The organism is Terrabacter aerolatus, from assembly GCF_007991735.1.
Taxonomy (GTDB): domain Bacteria; phylum Actinomycetota; class Actinomycetes; order Actinomycetales; family Dermatophilaceae; genus Terrabacter; species Terrabacter aerolatus.
Window position 1 is genome coordinate 292,666 of sequence record NZ_BJYX01000001.1, and the last position, 17,652, is coordinate 310,317.

Consider the following 17,652-nt stretch of genomic DNA (forward strand, 5'->3'; position numbering starts at 1 on the left):
CGTCAGGCACACGGCATACCTCTCGTTCGTGGTGCGGCTACTTCACCTCGGCGCGGGTGAGCCGCCAGATGCCGACGGCGAGAGGCGCGACGACCCAGACCGCGACCGAGGTGCCGAGGTGCGCCCACTGCTCACCGGTCAGCGAGCCGGAGAAGAGCGGCTGCATCGTCTGGTTCATGTCGAGCCACGTCGCGGCGTCGCCCAGCCACGAGACCATCGAGGAGAGGATCGACCACGCGGTCGGCAGGACGAAGAAGACGACGACCGCGGCCGGGGTGTTCTTGAAGAGCATGCCGAAGCCGACGCCCTGGGCGATGCCGAGCAGCACGTAGCCGCCGGCGCCGAGGAGCACGAGGGCCTCCGTCGACCAGTCACCGTCGATGCCGCGGAAGGTGATCGCGGCCTGGTGGGCCAGGGCGGCGAGCACGAGGGACAGCGCGAAGGCGCAGACGCCGACGACGAGCGCCGAGAGCAGCTTGGCCCAGGCGATGCGCATGCGGCGCGGCTCGAGCCCGAAGGTGACGAGTCCGGTGCGCTGGCTCCACTCGGAGGTCACGGCGAGGATGCCGACGACCGGGAGGATGAGCGCCATCGGCATGGTCGTCGCCTGGAGGTACTCGCCGAACGCGTGCTGGCCGCCCCGGTTGAAGAACATGATCGTCAGCGCGATCGCGATGATGGCGCCGATGCCGATGAGGAGCCAGCGACCGGCACGGGTGTCGAGCATCTTGCGCAGCTCGACGTGGACGAGCCTCCCGAAGGGCACGCCCGTCGTGGGGCGCGGTCCGTCGATCCGGCTCGGCACCTTGGCATGGGTCGGCAGGGCCGACTCGGCGTTCTTGGAGACGGGCGCCCCGGCGGGAAGCGGTGTCGTGGTCGTGGCGGTCATGCCGCCACCTCCTCTCGTGCGGCGTCGGCCGTGAGGTCGAGGAACATCTCCTCGAGGCCCCGGCTGTCGGCGCCGCGCAGCTCGGTCAGGACGATCTGGTGGGCGACGGCGACGCGGCCGACGACGATCGGCTCGGCCTCGACCTGCAGGCCGCCGGTCGGGGTGCGCTGCGCGACGATCGAGGCCTCGGCGAGCGCCGCCAGGAGGGCGTCGTCGTCGGTGGAGCGCGCGTAGGTGCCGGCCCCGGCGAGGAGCTCGTCCTTCGTGCCCTGGGCGACGATCGTGCCGTGGCCGATGACGATGATCTCGTCGGCGACGCGCTCGATCTCGCCCAGCAGGTGCGAGCTGAGCAGCACCGTGCCGCCCTCGTTGGCGTAGCCGCGCAACAGGTCGCGCATCCAGCGGATGCCCGCGGGGTCGAGTCCGTTGGCCGGCTCGTCGAGGATGAGCACCTCGGGGTCACCGAGCAGCGCGTGGGCGATGCCGAGGCGCTGGCGCATGCCGAGGGAGTAGTTGCGCACCCGCCGGTTCGCCTCCTTCTCGGTGAGGCCCACGAGCTCGACCATCTCGTCGACGCGGTGCTTGCCGACGCCCATGAGGATGGCGCCGAGGGTCAGCACCTCGCGGCCGGTGCGGCCGGCGTGCTGCGCGGAGGCGTCGAGGAGCAGGCCGACGTGGCGACCCGGGTTCGGCAGGGCGGCATACGGCTTGCCGAGCACCGTGGCGCGCCCCGACGTGGCGGGGGTCAGGCCGGCCATGACGCGCATCGCGGTCGTCTTGCCGGCACCGTTCGGCCCGAGGAAGCCGGTGACGAGGCCGGGCTTGACCTCGAACGAGACGTCGTCGACGGCCGTGAACGGGCCGTAGCGCTTGGTGAGTCGTTCCACTGTGATCATGGGCTCCACCCTCCCGGAGCCAGGTGGGGCCGCACATCCGTCACAAGCCTGATTCCGACCCCTACCTAGGTCGTAGACGACCCTGACCGCAGTCAGGGTCCGTGCTCAGGGTCCGTGCTCAGGGTCGGCCCCGAGGACGGTGCGGGAGCAGACCTTGGTCGTATGCCGTCCCGCCCCGTCCGCGCCTAGGCTGACCGGGTGCCCCTGCCGCGTGTCGCCCGCACCCGGAGCGGCCACGTGTGGGGCGAGAGCTGGCGGCTCGGGCTGTCCTTCCTGTTCGGGCTCGCGATCTGGGGCGCCGTGCAGGCACAGCTCGACCAGCGACACCTGGACCCGACGTTCGGCAAGGACTGGCTGCTCGTCGACCTCGCCGTCGGTGTCGGCGGGGCCGTGCTGCTGCTGTGGCGGCGCCGCTGGCCGCTCGCCGTGGCTCTCGCGACGGCGCTGCTCTCGGGCCTGTCGTCGGTCGCCGTCGGCGCGTCCGTGCTCGCCCTGGTGTCCCTCTCGACGAGGCGGCGGTGGAGAGAGATCGCCGTCGTCGCCGTGCCGTGGATGCTCGCCGGCTGGGGACACGCGCTCGTCTATCCCACCGAGGACCAGGCGATCACGCTGCCCAACGTCATCATCGGCCTGCTCAGCCTCGCCGTCAGCGTCGCCGTCGGCTGGGCCATCGGCGAACGCCGCGCCTTCGTCGCCTCGCTCCACGAGCGGGCCCTCACGGCCGAGCGCGAGCAGGCCATGCGCGTCGTGCAGGCGCAGGTGGCCGAGCGGGCCCGCATCGCCCGCGAGATGCACGACGTGCTGGCCCACCGGATCTCCTTGGTGGCCATGCACTCCGGCGCTCTCGCCTATCGCACCGACCTCACCCCGGAGCAGGTCTCCGAGACGGCCGAGGTCGTCCGCGAGAGCGCCAACCACGCCCTCACCGAGCTGCGGGCCGTGCTCGGGGTGCTCCGCGACGTGCCCGGCGTCGACGCCCCCGCGGACGGCTCGCCCGAGCCGCCGCAGCCGACGCTGGGCGACCTCGACGCTCTCGTGGACGAGGCACGGTCGGCAGACACGACCGTCTCGCTCGACCGCTCCGGCGTCCTCGAGGCCGTGCCCGAGCAGGTGTCGCGCAGCGCCTACCGCATCGTCCAGGAGGGCCTGACCAACGCTCGCAAGCACGCCCCCGGAGCGTCCGTCCACGTCACCGTGGCGACATCGGCCGACGGCGGCCTCGACGACGAGGCGGTCCGGATCACGCTGCGCAACACCGTCCCCCGCCCGCGCACCGACGCAGCGGACGGCATACGCCCCGACGTCACGGTCGGATCCGGGCTGGGACTGCTCGGGCTCACGGAGCGCGCCGTCCTCGCCGGGGGTGAGCTGACCTACGGGCCCGACCGGGCCGGCGACTTCGTGCTGACGGCTCGGCTACCGTGGTCCCGGTGACCGGGGAGCAGGGGCGCACGCGGGTGGCCATCGTCGACGACGACGCCCTGGTGCGCGCCGGGCTGAGGATGATCCTCGGCGGCGCGAGCGACCTCGAGGTCGTGGCCGAGGCCGGTGACGGGGTCGAGGCCGAGCGGGCCGTCGAGGAGCACCGTCCCGACGTCGTGCTCATGGACATCCGCATGCCCCGCCGCGACGGCCTCGAGACGACGAGATCGCTGCTGTCCCAAGGGGCGCGGGCCGACCGCGGCGCTCGCGGCGGTGACCTCAAGGTCATCGTCCTGACGACGTTCGACGCCGACGACATGGTCGTGCAGGCGCTCCGGGCCGGGGCGCACGGCTTCCTGCTCAAGGACACCGAGCCGCACCGGCTCGTCGAGGCCGTGCGGCTCGTCGCCGCGGGCGAGCCGATCCTCTCCCCCAGCGTCACCGCCACGCTCATGGCGCACGTCGCCACGGGTGGGGGCGTCGACCCCGCAGACCGGCGCCGGACCGACGCCGAGAGCCGGCTCGCGATGCTGACCGACCGCGAGCGCGAGGTGGCCCTCGCCATCGGGCGGGGCCTGTCCAACGCCGACATCTCGCGCGAGCTGTACCTGTCGGTGCCGACCGTCAAGGCGCACGTCTCGCGCGTGCTCGACAAGCTCGGCGCCGACAACCGGGTCCAGATCGCCATCGTCGTCCACGATGCCGCCCTCCCCTGAGCCACGCCACCACAACCCCGCCCGGGCGGACCAGACGCGCCCCGGACACCCACGCGGCCACCACAACCCCGCCCCGGCGGACCTGAGGCGCCCCGGACACCCAGGCGGCCACCACAACCCCGCCCGGGCGGGGTCGAGGAGTGGCCCGATACCGGCCGGGAAAAGCGGTGGACGCCGGCCGTTCGCGCCGCCTACCTTCTCTCTCGTGTGGATCTCCTGATGCCTCGAGCCCGCCCGCGCTGACCTGTCGACGACCGTCCGACGTCAGCAGCGGGGCCCTGCCGACCATCCAGGACCTCTCATGTCTTCCACCCTCACCATCACCGGACTCGACGTCGCCTTCGGGGCACGCACCCTCTTCTCCGGCCTCGACCTGACGCTCACCGACGGCGACGTGACCGCGGTCGTCGGCCCCAACGGGTCGGGCAAGTCGACGCTGATGCGCACCGTCGTGGGCGAGCTGCCCGTCGAGGGCGGCTCGATCCGCCTGGCACCGCGCGAGGCGACCATCGGCTGGCTCCCGCAGGTCGTCCCCGACCCGTCGGAGACCCTGCTGACGTATGCGCGACGACGCACGGGCGTCGAGGCCGCCGACACCGAGCTCGAGGCGGCATCGGCTGCCATCGCCGCCGGTGACGATGGCAGCGAGGAGCGCTACGCCGCAGCGCTCGAGCGCTGGCTCGCGCTCGGAGCCGCCGACCTCGACGAGCGCCTGCCCGAGGTGGCCGCCCGGGTGGGCCTGACCGTCGCGCCGGAGCGTCCGCTCGGCACCCTGTCGGGCGGGCAGGCCGCCCGGGCCTGCCTCGTCGCCGTCCTGCTGAGCCAGTACGACGTGCTGCTCCTCGACGAGCCGACCAACGACCTCGACGCCCGTGGTCTCACCCTCATGGCCGACTTCGTCGCCGCCCACGAGGGACCGATCCTCATCGCGAGCCACGACCGGGCCTTCCTCGACGCCGTCGCGACGAGCGTCGTCGAGCTCGACGTCAAGCAGCAGCGCATCGGCCACTACACCGGTGGCTGGAGCAGCTTCGTCGCGCAGCGGGAGCTCGCGCGCGCCCACGCGTGGGAGGCCTACGAGGGGTATGCCGCGACGCGGGACGCGCTGCTCGCCCAGTCCCGGCAGCGCCACGACTGGGCCGAGAAGGGTCGGCGCAGCGTCGCCCTGGGGAAGGAGCCCGACAAGCACATCCGGGAGAAGTACAAGGCCCGCGCCGACCGCCAGGCCGCCAAGGGCGGGCGGCTCGAGCGCGCGGCCGATCGGCTCGACGCGGTGGAGCAGCCACGCAAGGAGTGGCAGCTGCGCTACGCCATCACCGAGGGGCGACCGTCCGCCGACGTCGTGGCCACCCTGTCCGACGCCGTGGTGGAACGGCACGGCTTCCGGCTCGGACCGGTCAGCCTCGCCGTCGGTCGCGGCGACCGCATCGCCCTCGTCGGCGAGAACGGCTCGGGCAAGACGACGCTGCTCGGCGCCCTGCTCGGGGACCTTCCGCTCGCGTCAGGTCGCCAGAGCCTGGGCACGCGGGTGGCCGTCGGTGTCATCGACCAGCGGCGGCAGTTGCTCGACGACGACGCGACGGTCCTCGACGTCGTGCGGCGCGAGCTCGGCACCCGTCCGGGGTCGGGCAGCGAGTGGCCGGTCGCCGAGGTGCGCACCCTCCTCGCCAAGTTCGGCCTCGGCTCGGAGCACGTGTCACGACCGGCCCGGAGCCTGTCGATGGGCGAGCGCACCCGGACGCTCATGGCGCTCTTCCAGGGCCGCGAGGTCAACGTCCTCGTGCTCGACGAGCCGACCAACCACCTCGATGTCGACGCGATCGAGCAGCTCGAGGCCGCCGTGGCGGCCTTCGGGGGGACGGTGCTCGTCGTCAGCCACGACGAGAGCCTGCTCGACGGCATACGCCTGACCCATCGGTGGGCGGTCGCGCGTGGACGCATCCGGGTCGAAGCCCTCTGACTCGGGGCGAGCCGCCGTACGGCACAATCACGCCGGTGAGTGCACACAGGGGAGCCCAGGTCCGTCGTCTCGTGGAGACCTTCCGGCGCGAGGGCCGCACGGAGGTGAAGTTCAGCCGGGGCATGGTCGGCGTCTACCTCGCACTGGGGGTGATGCTGCTGGTCTGCGGCCTCGCGCTCATCGGGATGGCGGTGGGCGTCGTCTCACCCGGCACCGGCACGGCAGACGGCAGCGCCGTACCGGGCGCGATCTTCGCCCTCGTCGGCCTCTTCATCCTCGGCCTCGGCATCGGCCAGGCACGTCCGACCGACACGCCTGTGGTCGCTGACGCCGAGGGCGTGCACGTTCAGGGCAAGTGCGTCCCGTGGTCGGTCATCTCGGGCTTCGGCACCACCCTCCAGGGCAACGCCTTGGACAAGAGCCACCTCGTGGCGACGATCCTCGTCGACCCGTCGACCGTCGACGCGTGGGCCGCGCAGCGCCGGAGCGCGGGTGGCCGCCGCTCGCGCCTCTACGCCCCTGGGGTCGTCGGGGACGAGGGAATCTGCCTGCCCTACAACCTCGCCGTGGGCGCGGAGCCCCTCAGCCAGGCGCTCGAGGCCATCCGCCTCGACGTGGTCGGCGTCAGCGGCTGACGCTGCGGGTGCGGCTCCAACGCCACACCGCGGTGACGATCACGGCCCCGACGATGGAGCCGACGATGCCGCTGGGGCGCAGCGCGATGCCGTCGCCCGCGAGGAGGCTCGCGAGCAGACCGCCCACGAACGACCCGACGAGGCCCGCGACGATCGCCATCGTCCAGTCGATGCTCTTGCCCTCGCGGCCCAGGATGAGCTGGGCGGCGGCGCCGACGAGCATGCCGAAGAGGATCATGCCGATGATGAGCATGGGCCGAGCATAGGACGCTGCGGGACCTCAGTCCCGGGTGTCGGCGGAATCGCCAGGGTCGTCCGCGGACCGGGAGTCGAGGCGGGAGTCGAGGCGGGAGTCGAGGCGGGAGTCGAGGCGGGAGTCGAGGCCGGTCTCGACCCCGGCGTCGAAGGTCGGGTCGCGGTGGCGCAGCATCACCCGGTTGAGCACCGCGCAGCCGACGATGAGCTGGCCGGCGACGAGGAGCCAGACGAGGACCGCGCCGGCGACCCCGAGCGAGCCGTAGAGCGCCAGCGAGTGCTCGATGCGCGCCGGGAGGTAGACGCGACTCACGACGTGCAGCGTGGCCAGCCCCACGCCGAACAGGGTCGCGCCGGGAGCGAGGTCGGTCCACGTGGTGCGCCGGTCGGGAAGGTGGGCCGTGATGAGCAGCCATCCCGCGGCGGAGATCGCCGCCTGGCAGACGAAGGACAGCACGATGGCGCCGGGGAACAACCGGTCGAGGCCCGAGACGATGGCCGCGCCGGCGAAGATGGCGACCCAGGCCGCCCCGAAGACGAGCGTGCCGCGCAGCACCTGCCGCTGCGACCGCCGCGGGACGGGCGCGTCCCACACGTGGGCGTTGAGGATGACGAGGTTGCGCAGCAGGGTCCGGGTCGTCCAGAGCGTCAGGGCGAGGCCGACGAGGACGGCGACCCACCACGAGCCGCGCGACTCGACGAGGGCGGCCGTGACCTGGTCGCGCAGGGTGCCCGTCACGCCGGTCGCGGCGAGGACGTCGGGGGTCGCTGCCGGCGATGCGGCTCCGACGCCCGCCAGCACCCCGGCCGTGAGCAGCGCCAGGGGCGCCACCACAGGAAGGCACGGAAGGCGACCGCGCTGGCCAGCAGCATCCCCTGGCGCGCCACGTAGAGCGTCGCCATCTCTAGGGGGACGCGCAGCAGCGGGACCCGGCGGGCGAGCTCGGCGTAGCGGGCAGCATACCGGTTGGCTCGCTCCTCGCCCCGCGACCGCAACCGGGCCAGCCGGCCGGAGGTGGGGTCCTCGGGTGCCATGACCGAGGTTCCCACACGGCCGCCCGGGCCGGTGGCCGATCCGACGTCACCGGCACCACACCTCCCGCTGGCGCCCGATCTGCGCCACGCTGGAGCCATGCCAGCCACCACGGTCGTCCTCTTCGGCGCCACCGGAGACCTCGCGAAGCGCAAGCTCCTCCCGGGCATGCTGCACCTGCACGAGTCGCAGCTGCTCGAGGGCCTGCGGGTCGTCGCGACGTCGCTCGACGAGCTGAGCCGCGACGAGTTCCTCGACCTCGTCTTCGCCTCGATCCGCGAGCACTCGAGCCACGACGTCACCGACGACGACCTGCGCGAGTTCGCGGACCGCATCCACTGGGTCCCGGGCAGCGCTGGGCCACCAGGGATCCGGGCCGCTGTCGACGAGTCCGAGGCGATCCTCGGACCGGACGCGTGGCGGCTGCACTACCTCTCGGTGCCACCCAAGGCCGCGCTCGCCGTCGTGCACCAGCTCGCCGAGGCCGGGCTCGTCGAGCGCAGCCGGATCATCATGGAGAAGCCCTTCGGCACCGACCTCGCGAGCGCCCGCGCGCTCAACGCCGAGCTGCACGGCGTCTTCGACGAGGAGCAGATCTTCCGCATCGACCACTTCCTCGGCAAGGAGGCGGCGCAGAACATCCTCGCGTTCCGCTTCGCCAACGGGCTGTTCGAGCCGATCTGGCACCGAAACCACATCGACCACATCCAGATCGACGTGCCCGAGACCCTCGGTCTCGCGCAGCGGGCCGACTTCTACGAGAGCACCGGCGCCTACCGCGACATGGTCGTGACGCACCTCTTCCAGGTGCTCGCGTTCACCGCGATGGAGCCGCCGACCGCGCTCGAGCCCGCAGCCATCAGCGAGGAGAAGAACAAGGTCTTCCGGTCGATGTCGCCCATCGAGCCGCACGACGTCGTGCGCGGCCAGTACGTCGGCTACCGCGACGAACCGGGCGTCAGGGCCGAGAGCCAGACCGAGACGTTCGTGGCGCTCAAGTGCTTCGTCGACAACTGGCGGTGGGCCGGCGTCCCCTTCTACCTGCGCACCGGCAAGCGGCTCGCCGAGGGCGCCCGCATCATCTCCATCGCCTTCAAGGAGCCGCCGCGCTCGATGTTCCCCGCGGGGTCCGGCGTCGGCGACAACGGTCCCGACCACCTGACCTTCGACCTCGCCGACAAGGCGCGGATGTCGTTGTCGTTCTACGGGAAGCGGCCTGGTCCCGGCATGAAGCTCGACAAGCTCTCCATGCAGTTCTCGATGCAGGAGACGCACTGGGCCGGTGCCGTGCTCGAGGCCTACGAACGGCTCATCTACGACGCGGCCCGCGGCGACCGCACCCTCTTCACCTCGGCCGAGGGCATCGAGCGGCTGTGGGAGATCAGCCAGCCGCTCCTCGACAACCCGCCGATCGTGCGCCCCTACGACGTCGGCACGTGGGGTCCCAACCAGATCCACCAGCTCGTCGCGCCGTTCACGTGGCGACTGCCGTTCGAGCGCCGCTGGCGCGACCCCAACGCCATGGGTGCCTGAACGTCACCGGGGGCGTATGCCGTGAGGCGGGTCAGCGCGGCCCGTCCACCGACCGCTGGCGGGTGAAGCCCTTGTAGCGGGTGCCCTGGTGCATGAGGTGCCCCCGGTCGCGAGGCGCCCGTCGCGGCTACTTCCACCGGAAGTGGACGAAGACCCGGCCGAAGTTGTCGGAGTCCTTCTCGACCCGGTGGTAGAGGGCCTTGACGTCCTTGCGGTCGAGGAAGCGCAGGACCCGCTTCTTGAGCTGACCGGAGCCCTTGCCGGGGATGATCTCCACGAGCGGCGCCTTCTTCTGCACCGCCTCGTCGATGATCGCCCGGAGCGCCCGCTCGATCTCGTCGCCCCGGTTGTAGATGTCGTGCAGGTCCAGCTTGAGCTTCACGACTGGATCATCGCACCGGGTGGGCGGTCACGGTCCTGCCGAGAAGGAGGTCGCCGACCACCACGCCTAGACCGTCGGAGCGATGGCCTGCGCCAGCGCCTCCGGGTCGGTGACGGTCACCGTCATCCCGGGGTGACGCAGGAGGCCGGTCGGCTCGATGGCCCGGACCGGCTGGACGAACGACACGCACAGTCCCCGCCGGGAGCTCGTCGCGAACGTGACGCCGCGGTCGACGAGCGAGAGGTGGGCCGGGCCGGCCGTGCGGTGGAAGGCGTAGTCCCCGCTCTCCTGCGTGCCCGCGACGTTGGAGAGCGGCGTGCGCAGCCGCCAGGGCCCGAACCGCACGAGGAGCTCGTCGTCGGTGACGGCGACCCGCGCCGTGCCCGGTGTGATCCCGAACAGGCGGGCAGGCAGGCGGTAGCGGTCCTCGAAGTCGAACTCGAACTCGCGCGTCACGACCGACGCCTCGGGCTCGAGGGCGGGTCGAGCGCCACCGCGCCCGCCAGCGAGCCGCCGAACCACGCTGCGTTCGTCGTGAGGTGGATGGCGCGAACGATGGTGCTGTATGCCGTCATGCCGGGTCCCTGCTGCAGGTGCGGTGGCGCCCGTGCGGACGCTCGGAGGTGCTCGGACCTGTGACGTACCCGCTCCTCACCGACAGCACCCGGTCGGGCGCCCGGTCTGAGTACGCGACACCAAATGGGCGCGACCGCGGTATCAGCCGGTGACGGTGCGCCCCTGACCGTGCGGGCCGGGTGACACGCGTCCGGCCCGTCGATCGAAGGGAAGCACCATGAAGCACCTCGCACCCATGGCGGCACGGTTCACGCGCAGCCACCAGGGCTACCAGCACCCCGCCAAGCTCGACGCCTGGGAGAAGGCCGTCATGGGCCCGGAGGCCGAGGCAATGCGCTGGCCCGGTGGCTCGATCTCCGGCTCGGACGACGGCTGGGACGACTGCGACGAGTGACCCCGAGACCCCCGGCGACCACCAGAGACAGGAGAACACCATGAGCACCGTCGCGATCATCACCCTCGCAGGCGACCTGCACGCACGCGTCATCCGCAGGCAGCTGCAGGAGGTGCACGGCGTCGAGGTGGCTGTCGTGGCCTCCGACACCCTCTCGGCCGCCGGGGGTCTCACCTGGTCCAACGTCGCAGGGCCGGCACCGACCCTGCCCACCGAGGACGGCGGTGTGCTCGACGTCGCCGACCTCGACCTCGTCTGGTGGCGTCGCTGCCACGGACGACCGACGGTGCCCGACGCCGTCACCGACCCCCAGATGCGCAAGCTCGTCGTCAAGGACAACCGAGCCGGTCTGCGTGGCCTGCTCCTGGCCGGCTTCACCGGCACGTGGATCAGCGACCCGTACGCGACCGAGCGCGCCCAGAACAAGATCCTGCAGCTCAGCGTGGCCCGACGCCTCGGCCTGACCGTGCCGCGCACGCTCGTCAGCACCGATCCGGCCGCGGTGCGGGACTTCGCCCGCGCCCACGGCGGCACGGTCATCGCCAAGACGATGACCGGCCTGCTCGGCACGTCGCTCGAGGCCGGGCGGGTGACGCTGGAGTCGTTGCGCGACGACGACGAGATCACGGTGTCGGCCACGGTCTACCAGGAGGAGGTCCCTGGCACCGACCACCTGCGCGTCATGGTCTTCGGCGATGCCGTCCACGCGGCCCGCATCCGCAGCGGCGAGCTGGACTGGCGCCTCGCGGGCGACATGGAGGTCGAGCCCGTCGCCATCGACGAGCGCCTCGCCGACCGGCTGCGCCGGGTGACCGTCCGCCTCGGGCTGCGGATGGGCGTCTTCGACGTCAAGCTGCGGCCCGACGGCGAGCCCGTCTTCCTCGAGGTCAACCCCCAGGGGCAGTTCCTCTTCGTCGAGGGCATGTCGGACATGCCGCTCGGCGAGGCCTTCGCGCAGTTCGTCGTCGACGAGCTCGCCCGCGTGCACCGTCGCGTACCCGCCTGACCGCGCCCGACGGCATACGCCCCGGGTGTCCTCGCGTCAGCGGGCGTCGGCCCGGGCCTGGCGCCGCGCGCCCTGCGACTGCGACGACGCGTCACGCTTGAGTCCGCCGGTGGTCTTCGTCGCACGCCGCCGGGCCGACGGCACCGACGGCACCGACGCCGACCCAACGAAGGATGCGACGGACCCGGGGCCCGTGCCGGCCTTGACCTCTCGGGCGGCCGCGAGCCGCTCGGCCTTGAGCTCGGTGGCCGCCGCCCGCGCGACGACGCCGAGGCGCGCGCTGACGCGGGCGAGGGCCAGCTCGAAGACCTCGGCGCGGTCGGCGTTGAGCCGGTTGGCGGGGCGCGCGGCGCCGCGCGCCCCCTTGGCCGGCACGCGGGCGCTGGCCTGGCGGCGGTAGAGGCCGACGTGCTTGTTGCGGGCTCGACGCACCCTCTGGTGCAGCTCGATGAGCTCGTCCTCGGTCAGCTCCGCGAGCCGGGCGGGCTCGGTCTCACGGACGAGGTCGGCCTGCGGCGCGGTCAGCGATGTCGTCGTCATGGCACTCGATCCTCGCCCTCAGCGGCGGCCGGGGCATCACCTCGCCGGGGTGATGCCCCACCGGGTGATGCCCGCCGAAGACACCCGGCGCCACCGGTCACTCGCCCGGGTAGACGACCCCGATCTGCCGGCGCACGGCATCCATGGTCTCCATGACGCGCAGCGTCGTCGCGTGCGGCAGCAGGGGCGACTCGGTCTCGCCGGCGACGAGGCACCGGGCGAACTCGGCCGCCTCGTAGGAGAAGCCGCGCACGTCGTCGGTGAGTCCCCCGGCGCGCTCGTCGATGACCTCGTTGTTGCGGTCGATGAGCCGGATCGTCGAGCCACCGGCGTAGAAGGTGCCGGACAGCTCGAGTCGCGCCTCGGTGCCGGCGACGACGGCGCTGCACGGCGTGACGCCGGCCATGGTGCACGACAGCACGCCGTGCGCGCCCCCGGCGCCGGTCACGGTGATGGTCGTCGTCGCGTCCACGCCGAGGTCGGTCAGCGTGCCGTGGGCCGAGACGGAGGTCGGCTCGCCGAGCACCATGTCGGCGAACGAGACGGGGTAGACGCCGAGGTCGAGGAGCGCACCTCCGGCGAGCTCGGGCTGGGACAGCCGGGCCGGCCCGCCGGGGTAGAGGCGCTGGCCGTGGTCGGCGAAGACGGCGACGAGCTCACCGATGAGCCCCGTCTCGACGACGTGCCGCACGACGTCGTAGTGCGGCAGGAAACGGCTCCACATCGCCTCGACGACGAGCAGGCCCTGCTCGTCGGCAGCCGCGAGGACCTCACGCGCCTCGGCGGCGCTGCGGGTGAAGGCCTTCTCCACGAGCACCGGCTTGCCGGCCCGCAGGGCGAGCAGGGCGTGGTCGCGGTGCTCCGAGTGCGGCGACGCGACGTAGATCGCGTCGACGTCGGGGTCGGCCACGAGGTCCTCGTAGGAGCCGTGCGCCCGCGGGATCGCGAACTCGTCGGCGAAGTCCTGGGCGCGGTCGCGGCTGCGCGAGCCGACGGCCACGACCGACGAGGACGTGCCGACGGCCACGGCCTCGGCGAACGCGTGGGCGATGCCGCCGGGCGCGAGGATGCCCCACCGGATGGCCGGGGCGTCGTGGGGGTCGGGCGTGCGCGGCTCGGGCAGCTGGAGGGGCACGTCGATGGGCAGGGTCATGCAGTCACGTCCCGGAGGTAGAGGTGGATGTCGCTGGCGTCAAGCGGTCACGGCGCCGAGGTCCCACAGGTGGTGGCGGACGTCGTGGACGAAGTAGAGCGCGAGGGTGCGGGCCGTGAACTGCGAGCCGTTGCTGCGCAGGGCGGGCCACTCCCACTGCGTACCCGAAGGGAGGGCGTATGCCGTCGCCGCTCTCTCGAACGCCGCCGTGACCTCGCGCGCCACGACGTCCGGGTCCGCGCGCCAGTACTGCGCCTCGCGGGCGGTCTCGTCCTGGTCCCAGTTGGCGAACTGCACGACGGAGCCTCTGCCGGCGAGGATCTGCTCGAGGCGTCCCCGCATGACGTCGCAGACGTCGCGGACGTGGCAGGCGTACTCCAGCGGCGACCAGACCCCCTCGGCCGGGCGGGCGCGCACGTCGTCGCGACCGAGCGACACGGCATACGACCTCGCGGCGTCACGCAGGAACGTGGGGACCTCGGACGGCTCGATGGCGGCGGCGTCGAAGCCGCAGTCGGGACACGGGCGGCGCAGGACCCACGTCCAGTCGGCCCCGTCCGGCGTCGACGGCCCGGGATCGGTCGGGGGATCGGTGACGGGCTCGCTCATGCGGCCCAGCCTAGGGCGGGACCACCCGTGCGGTGACGGCAATTCGGGGCTGCGGCGAGCGCGGGATACCGTATGTCTTCGTGCTCAAGGACTATTTGCCGTGGATCATCGCCGGCCTCGTCGTGCTGGCGCTGGTGATCGGTGGCCTGGTCCTGACCCGCGTCGTGCCGGAGGTGGCGGCGACGCGACGTCGCCGCCCGCGCCCTCCCCGGGACCACTTCCGGACCGGTGACGAGGTGCCCGCGCCGCTGCGTCGCGCCGGCATCGTCATCAACCCGACGAAGCTCACCGACCTGCCGACCGCGCGCGAGCGCATCACGGCCGCCTGTCTCGCCAACGGCTGGGGCGAGCCGCTCTTCTACGAGACCACCGTCGAGGACCCCGGCCAGGGCCAGGCCGCCCAGGCCGTCCGCGACGGCGTCGACATCGTCTGCACCCTGGGCGGCGACGGCACGGTGCGCAACGTCGCCGGCGCGCTCGTGGGCACCGAGACCGCCCTCGGGATCCTCCCCGCCGGAACCGGCAACCTGCTGGCCCGCAACCTCGACCTGCCCGTCGCGCTCGAGGCCGCCGTCGCGGTCGCGCTGACCGGACGCAACCGGCGTATCGACGTCGGGGAGCTCGTCGTCGGCGCCGCCCCGACGGACGAGCTCCCCGACGAGTCGGGCGCCTCCGAGACGCACTACTTCCTCGTCATGAGCGGCGTCGGCATGGACGCGCAGATCATGGCCGGCACCAACGAGAACCTCAAGGCGAAGGTGGGCTGGCCGGCCTACATGGTCTCGGGCCTCAAGCACCTCGTCTCGCCCGAGTTCCGCATCGCCGTCAAGGTCGACGACGAGCTCGAGTTCCGCCGCCGCGCCAGGATGGTCGTCATCGGCAACTGCGGCCGCCTGCTCGGTGGTCTCGTGCTCATGCCGAACGCCCGCGTCGACGACGGGCAGCTCGACACGGTCATCGCGTCACCGCGCGGTGTCGTCGGCTGGGTTCCGGTGGCGACCCGGGTCGCCACCCGCCGGCGCAAGGGCCACCCCACCCTGGACCACAAGGTGTGCAAGGAGATCCGGGTGCGCACCGACCGACCGGTGCCCGTTCAGATCGACGGCGACGTCATCGGGGAGGCCAGCGAGGTCAGCGCGACCGTGCGCCCCGGCTGCCTCACGGTGCGCGTCAGCCAGTAGCCGCGCTCTGCATGGTCAGGCGAACAGCGCCTGTCCCCAGTGCTCCCCGTCCTTGAGGCCGGGTGGGCAGGCGAAGACGGCCGACCCGTTGTGCTCGATGTACTCGTTGAGCCCGTCGGCCTTGGCGAGCGCCCGCTGCATCGGGACGAACTGCCGACCGGGGTGGCGCATGTAGGCGAGGAAGAAGAGTCCTGCGTCGAGGTGGCCGACCCCGTCGGAGCCGTCGGTGAAGTTGTAGCCCCGGCGCAGGATGCGGATGCCGCCGAGGTTGCTCTCGTGGGCGAGCCGCACGTGGGCGTCGACGGGGATCGCGGGCCTCCCGTCCGGGCCCTTGCGAGCGAAGTCGAGCGGGTCGAACTCCTTGGACCGCCCCAGGGGCGCGCCCTCCTTCTTGTCGCGGCCGATGACGTCCTCCTGCTCCTGCAGGCTCGTCCGGTCCCAGATCTCGATGTGCATGCGGATCCGGCGCGCGACGAGGTAGGAGCCGCCGGCCATCCAGGCCCCACCGCCGCTCTCGTCGTCGGGTGCCACCCACACGTGCTCGGCGAGACCCGCAGCCTCCTCGGCCTTGACGTTGGCCGTGCCGTCCTTGAAGCCGAACAGGTTGCGCGGCGTGGCCTGCGCCGTCGACGTCGAGGACGTGCGGCCGAAGCCGAGCTGCGACCAACGGACCGCGACGACGCCGAAGCCGAGCCGCACGAGGTTGCGCACGGCGTGGACCGCGACCTGCGGGTCGTTGGCGCAGGCCTGGATGCAGAGGTCGCCGCCGGTCCGGCGCGGGTCGAGCTGGTCACCGGTGAAGGCGGGGAGGTCCTGCAGCGCGGCCGGGCGCCTCGACGCGAGCCCGAACCGGTCGTCGAAGAGGGAGGGGCCGTAGCCGATCGTGATCGTCAGGCCCGATGCCGGCAGGCCGTAGGCCTCGCCGGTGTCCTCGGGTGCCCGGTTCGGGCCCCCGCCGACCAGGCCGCCCGGAGCAGCCTCGGCCCCGGCCGTCATGCGCTCGGCCGCCCGGGTCCAGTCCTCGAGGAGCTGTCGCAGCTGCTCGCGGTCCGTCGTCACGACGTCGAGCGCGACGAAGTGCAGACGGTCCTGGGCCGGCGTGATGATGCCGGCCTGGTGCTCGCCGCGGAACGGGATCGCCGCGTCGAGCGCGAGGGCGGCCGCCGCCGTGGACGACGGGGCACCTGCCGCGGCGTCGTCGTCACCGCGCGACACGGCATACCCCCCGACCGCGCCGGCCACGACGCCGGCGACGGCCGCCGTTCCGGAGGCGCCGAGGAGGCGTCGCCGGCTGAGGCCCTCGTCGCTCACCTCGCCGCCACGACTCCGGGGACCTTCGACACCTGCTCGGAGAGCGCGTCGAGCGAGACGGTCAGCTCCTTGATGTCGGCGGCGGTCAGGGCGGTGTAGGGCACGTAGTCGGCGCCGGTCTTGTGCTTGGCGAGCAGCGCGGACAGCTCGGTGAAGCGGGCGTCGAGGGCCTTCTGCAGGGCCGGGTCGCGCTCGGCGATGACCGGCCGCAGCGCGGCGAGCGCCTGGCGCGAGCCCTCGAGGTTGCCGTCGAAGTCCCAGAGGTCGGTGTGCGAGTAGCGCTCCTCCTCGCCGGTGATCTTGCCGGTCGCGACCTCGTCGAGCAGCGCCTTGGCGCCGTTGGCGATGGACAGGGCGGTCGGCTCGACGGTCTTGCTCCTGGCCGCGATCTCGGTGACGTCGGCGAGCAGCCGGTCGGCGATGGCGCCGGAGTCCTTCTGGAGGCCGTCCTTCCAGAGGTCCTTCTCGAGGCGGTGGTAGCCGGTGAAGGCCATGCCGTCGGCGATGACGTCCTCACGGCCGTCGATCCTGGGGTCGAGGTCGCCGAAGCTCTCGGCGACCGGCTCGATCGCCTCCCACGGGTGACGGGCCTGGGCGTAGAGCGACTTCGCCCTGGCGACGTCGCCGGACTTGACCGCAGCGACGAACTCCTTGGTGGCGCCGACGAACTCGTCTGCCTCGGAGGCGACGAACTTCCGGTAGTCGGCGATCGCCGAGGCGACCTTGGAGTCAGCGCTGCCCTTGGCGGCGGTGCCGGTCACGGTGAACGTGCCGCGGATGCCGTCGCCGACCATGCCGGGCTTGCACGAGGTCGTGAAGGTGCCGGGCTCGGAGATCTCGACCTTGAGCTCACGGCTGAGGCCGGGCGTGATGTTCTCGATCTCGGAGACGATGCGGTCGCCCTCGGCGTAGAGGTAGAACTCGTTGACCTTGCTGCCCGAGTTCGTGACCTGGAAGGTCAACGTGCCGGCCTTGGCGGTCGTGGCGCTCAGCGTGCACGCGGTGTCGTTCGCATCGACGGTGATCGCGCCGGAGGCCCCGGCCCCGGTCGAGCCCCCGGAGGCGCCGGGCGCCTCGGCACAGCCGGCGAGGGCGAGGGCCGCGGCGAGCGACAGGGCGACGGGCACGACGGCACGGAGGGCAGGGCGGGGCACGGGTTCT

At 72.6% G+C, this 17,652-nt stretch carries 20 protein-coding genes; 8 read left to right on the top strand and 12 right to left on the bottom strand.

What is annotated here, in order from left to right:
- Positions 1 to 37: 37 nt before the first annotated feature.
- Both TAE01_RS01425 and TAE01_RS01430 read right to left on the bottom strand, forming a co-directional pair.
- A complete protein-coding gene (locus tag TAE01_RS01425) occupies positions 38 to 889 on the bottom strand; it encodes an ABC transporter permease subunit (protein WP_147062620.1) in 852 nt (283 codons plus the stop codon).
- Entirely contained in the window at positions 886 to 1,785 is a 900-nt protein-coding gene (locus TAE01_RS01430; protein WP_147062622.1) for an ABC transporter ATP-binding protein, read from the bottom strand. Before TAE01_RS01430 ends, TAE01_RS01425 begins: the two co-directional genes overlap by 4 nt.
- Before the next feature lie 198 nt (positions 1,786 to 1,983).
- Here TAE01_RS01430 and TAE01_RS01435 point away from each other — a divergent pair, with 198 nt between their 5' ends.
- From TAE01_RS01435 to TAE01_RS01450, 4 genes are all read left to right on the top strand, one after another.
- Positions 1,984 to 3,219: a sensor histidine kinase gene (locus TAE01_RS01435; protein WP_147062625.1), complete on the top strand. Its 1,236-nt coding sequence runs from the start codon at positions 1,984 to 1,986 to the stop codon at positions 3,217 to 3,219.
- Positions 3,216 to 3,923 (top strand): response regulator, encoded by a 708-nt coding sequence (locus tag TAE01_RS01440; RefSeq protein WP_147062626.1) that lies wholly within the window; start codon positions 3,216 to 3,218, stop codon positions 3,921 to 3,923. Before TAE01_RS01435 ends, TAE01_RS01440 begins: the two co-directional genes overlap by 4 nt.
- 301 nt (positions 3,924 to 4,224) lie before the next feature.
- Positions 4,225 to 5,883 (top strand): ABC-F family ATP-binding cassette domain-containing protein, encoded by a 1,659-nt coding sequence (locus TAE01_RS01445; protein WP_147062628.1) that lies wholly within the window; start codon positions 4,225 to 4,227, stop codon positions 5,881 to 5,883.
- 35 nt (positions 5,884 to 5,918) lie between these two features.
- Positions 5,919 to 6,518, top strand: a complete 600-nt coding sequence (locus tag TAE01_RS01450; protein WP_147062630.1) for a hypothetical protein — start codon at positions 5,919 to 5,921, stop codon at positions 6,516 to 6,518.
- Here the strand turns inward: TAE01_RS01450 and TAE01_RS01455 are convergent.
- Complete coding sequence (locus TAE01_RS01455; protein WP_147062632.1) at positions 6,508 to 6,771, bottom strand: GlsB/YeaQ/YmgE family stress response membrane protein; 264 nt, start codon at positions 6,769 to 6,771, stop codon at positions 6,508 to 6,510. The genes TAE01_RS01450 and TAE01_RS01455 overlap by 11 nt on opposite strands.
- Positions 6,772 to 6,798: 27 nt before the next feature.
- Positions 6,799 to 7,608, bottom strand: a complete 810-nt coding sequence (locus TAE01_RS01460) for a YhjD/YihY/BrkB family envelope integrity protein (RefSeq protein WP_186814991.1) — start codon at positions 7,606 to 7,608, stop codon at positions 6,799 to 6,801.
- 297 nt (positions 7,609 to 7,905) lie between these two features.
- On the opposite strand from TAE01_RS01460, the gene zwf reads away from it, so the two are divergent.
- Positions 7,906 to 9,339 carry a glucose-6-phosphate dehydrogenase gene (gene zwf / locus TAE01_RS01465; RefSeq protein WP_147062635.1) on the top strand — a complete coding sequence of 478 codons (1,434 nt, stop codon included), beginning with the start codon at positions 7,906 to 7,908 and terminating at the stop codon, positions 9,337 to 9,339.
- A gap of 127 nt (positions 9,340 to 9,466) precedes the next feature.
- Here zwf and TAE01_RS01470 read toward each other — a convergent pair whose 3' ends face one another.
- The 3 genes from TAE01_RS01470 to TAE01_RS21035 all read right to left on the bottom strand — a co-directional run bounded on the left by TAE01_RS01470 (position 9,467) and on the right by TAE01_RS21035 (position 10,296).
- On the bottom strand, positions 9,467 to 9,721 hold the full coding sequence (locus tag TAE01_RS01470) for a Smr/MutS family protein (RefSeq protein ID WP_147062637.1): 255 nt from the start codon (positions 9,719 to 9,721) through the stop codon (positions 9,467 to 9,469).
- 66 nt (positions 9,722 to 9,787) lie between these two features.
- The gene (locus TAE01_RS01475; protein WP_147062639.1) at positions 9,788 to 10,177 is read right to left on the bottom strand and encodes a hypothetical protein; all 390 of its coding nucleotides are present in this window, start codon (positions 10,175 to 10,177) and stop codon (positions 9,788 to 9,790) included.
- Positions 10,174 to 10,296, bottom strand: a complete 123-nt coding sequence (locus TAE01_RS21035) for a hypothetical protein (protein WP_281289244.1) — start codon at positions 10,294 to 10,296, stop codon at positions 10,174 to 10,176. The genes TAE01_RS01475 and TAE01_RS21035 overlap by 4 nt, the downstream gene beginning before the upstream one ends.
- A 218-nt stretch (positions 10,297 to 10,514) precedes the next feature.
- On the opposite strand from TAE01_RS21035, the gene TAE01_RS20430 reads away from it, so the two are divergent.
- The gene (locus TAE01_RS20430) at positions 10,515 to 10,691 is read left to right on the top strand and encodes a hypothetical protein (protein WP_186814992.1); all 177 of its coding nucleotides are present in this window, start codon (positions 10,515 to 10,517) and stop codon (positions 10,689 to 10,691) included.
- A gap of 40 nt (positions 10,692 to 10,731) precedes the next feature.
- Positions 10,732 to 11,697 (top strand): ATP-grasp domain-containing protein, encoded by a 966-nt coding sequence (locus tag TAE01_RS01480; RefSeq protein ID WP_147062641.1) that lies wholly within the window; start codon positions 10,732 to 10,734, stop codon positions 11,695 to 11,697.
- 36 nt (positions 11,698 to 11,733) lie between these two features.
- Here TAE01_RS01480 and TAE01_RS01485 read toward each other — a convergent pair whose 3' ends face one another.
- The 3 genes from TAE01_RS01485 to TAE01_RS01495 form a co-directional block, all read right to left on the bottom strand.
- The gene (locus TAE01_RS01485) at positions 11,734 to 12,237 is read right to left on the bottom strand and encodes a hypothetical protein (protein WP_147062643.1); all 504 of its coding nucleotides are present in this window, start codon (positions 12,235 to 12,237) and stop codon (positions 11,734 to 11,736) included.
- Between the two features lie 97 nt (positions 12,238 to 12,334).
- Complete coding sequence (locus tag TAE01_RS01490) at positions 12,335 to 13,390, bottom strand: Gfo/Idh/MocA family protein (protein ID WP_147062644.1); 1,056 nt, start codon at positions 13,388 to 13,390, stop codon at positions 12,335 to 12,337.
- 39 nt (positions 13,391 to 13,429) lie between these two features.
- Complete coding sequence (locus TAE01_RS01495) at positions 13,430 to 13,999, bottom strand: DinB family protein (protein ID WP_147062646.1); 570 nt, start codon at positions 13,997 to 13,999, stop codon at positions 13,430 to 13,432.
- An 80-nt stretch (positions 14,000 to 14,079) separates the two neighbouring features.
- Here TAE01_RS01495 and TAE01_RS01500 point away from each other — a divergent pair, with 80 nt between their 5' ends.
- A complete protein-coding gene (locus tag TAE01_RS01500) occupies positions 14,080 to 15,180 on the top strand; it encodes a diacylglycerol/lipid kinase family protein (protein ID WP_147062648.1) in 1,101 nt (366 codons plus the stop codon).
- Between the two features lie 15 nt (positions 15,181 to 15,195).
- On the opposite strand, the gene efeB is transcribed toward TAE01_RS01500, so the two are convergent.
- Together efeB and efeO are read right to left on the bottom strand one after the other, a co-directional pair.
- A complete protein-coding gene (efeB, locus tag TAE01_RS01505; RefSeq protein ID WP_147062650.1) occupies positions 15,196 to 16,491 on the bottom strand; it encodes an iron uptake transporter deferrochelatase/peroxidase subunit in 1,296 nt (431 codons plus the stop codon).
- Positions 16,488 to 17,645 (bottom strand): iron uptake system protein EfeO, encoded by a 1,158-nt coding sequence (efeO, locus tag TAE01_RS01510; protein ID WP_147062652.1) that lies wholly within the window; start codon positions 17,643 to 17,645, stop codon positions 16,488 to 16,490. Before efeO ends, efeB begins: the two co-directional genes overlap by 4 nt.
- Positions 17,646 to 17,652 lie beyond the last annotated feature (7 nt).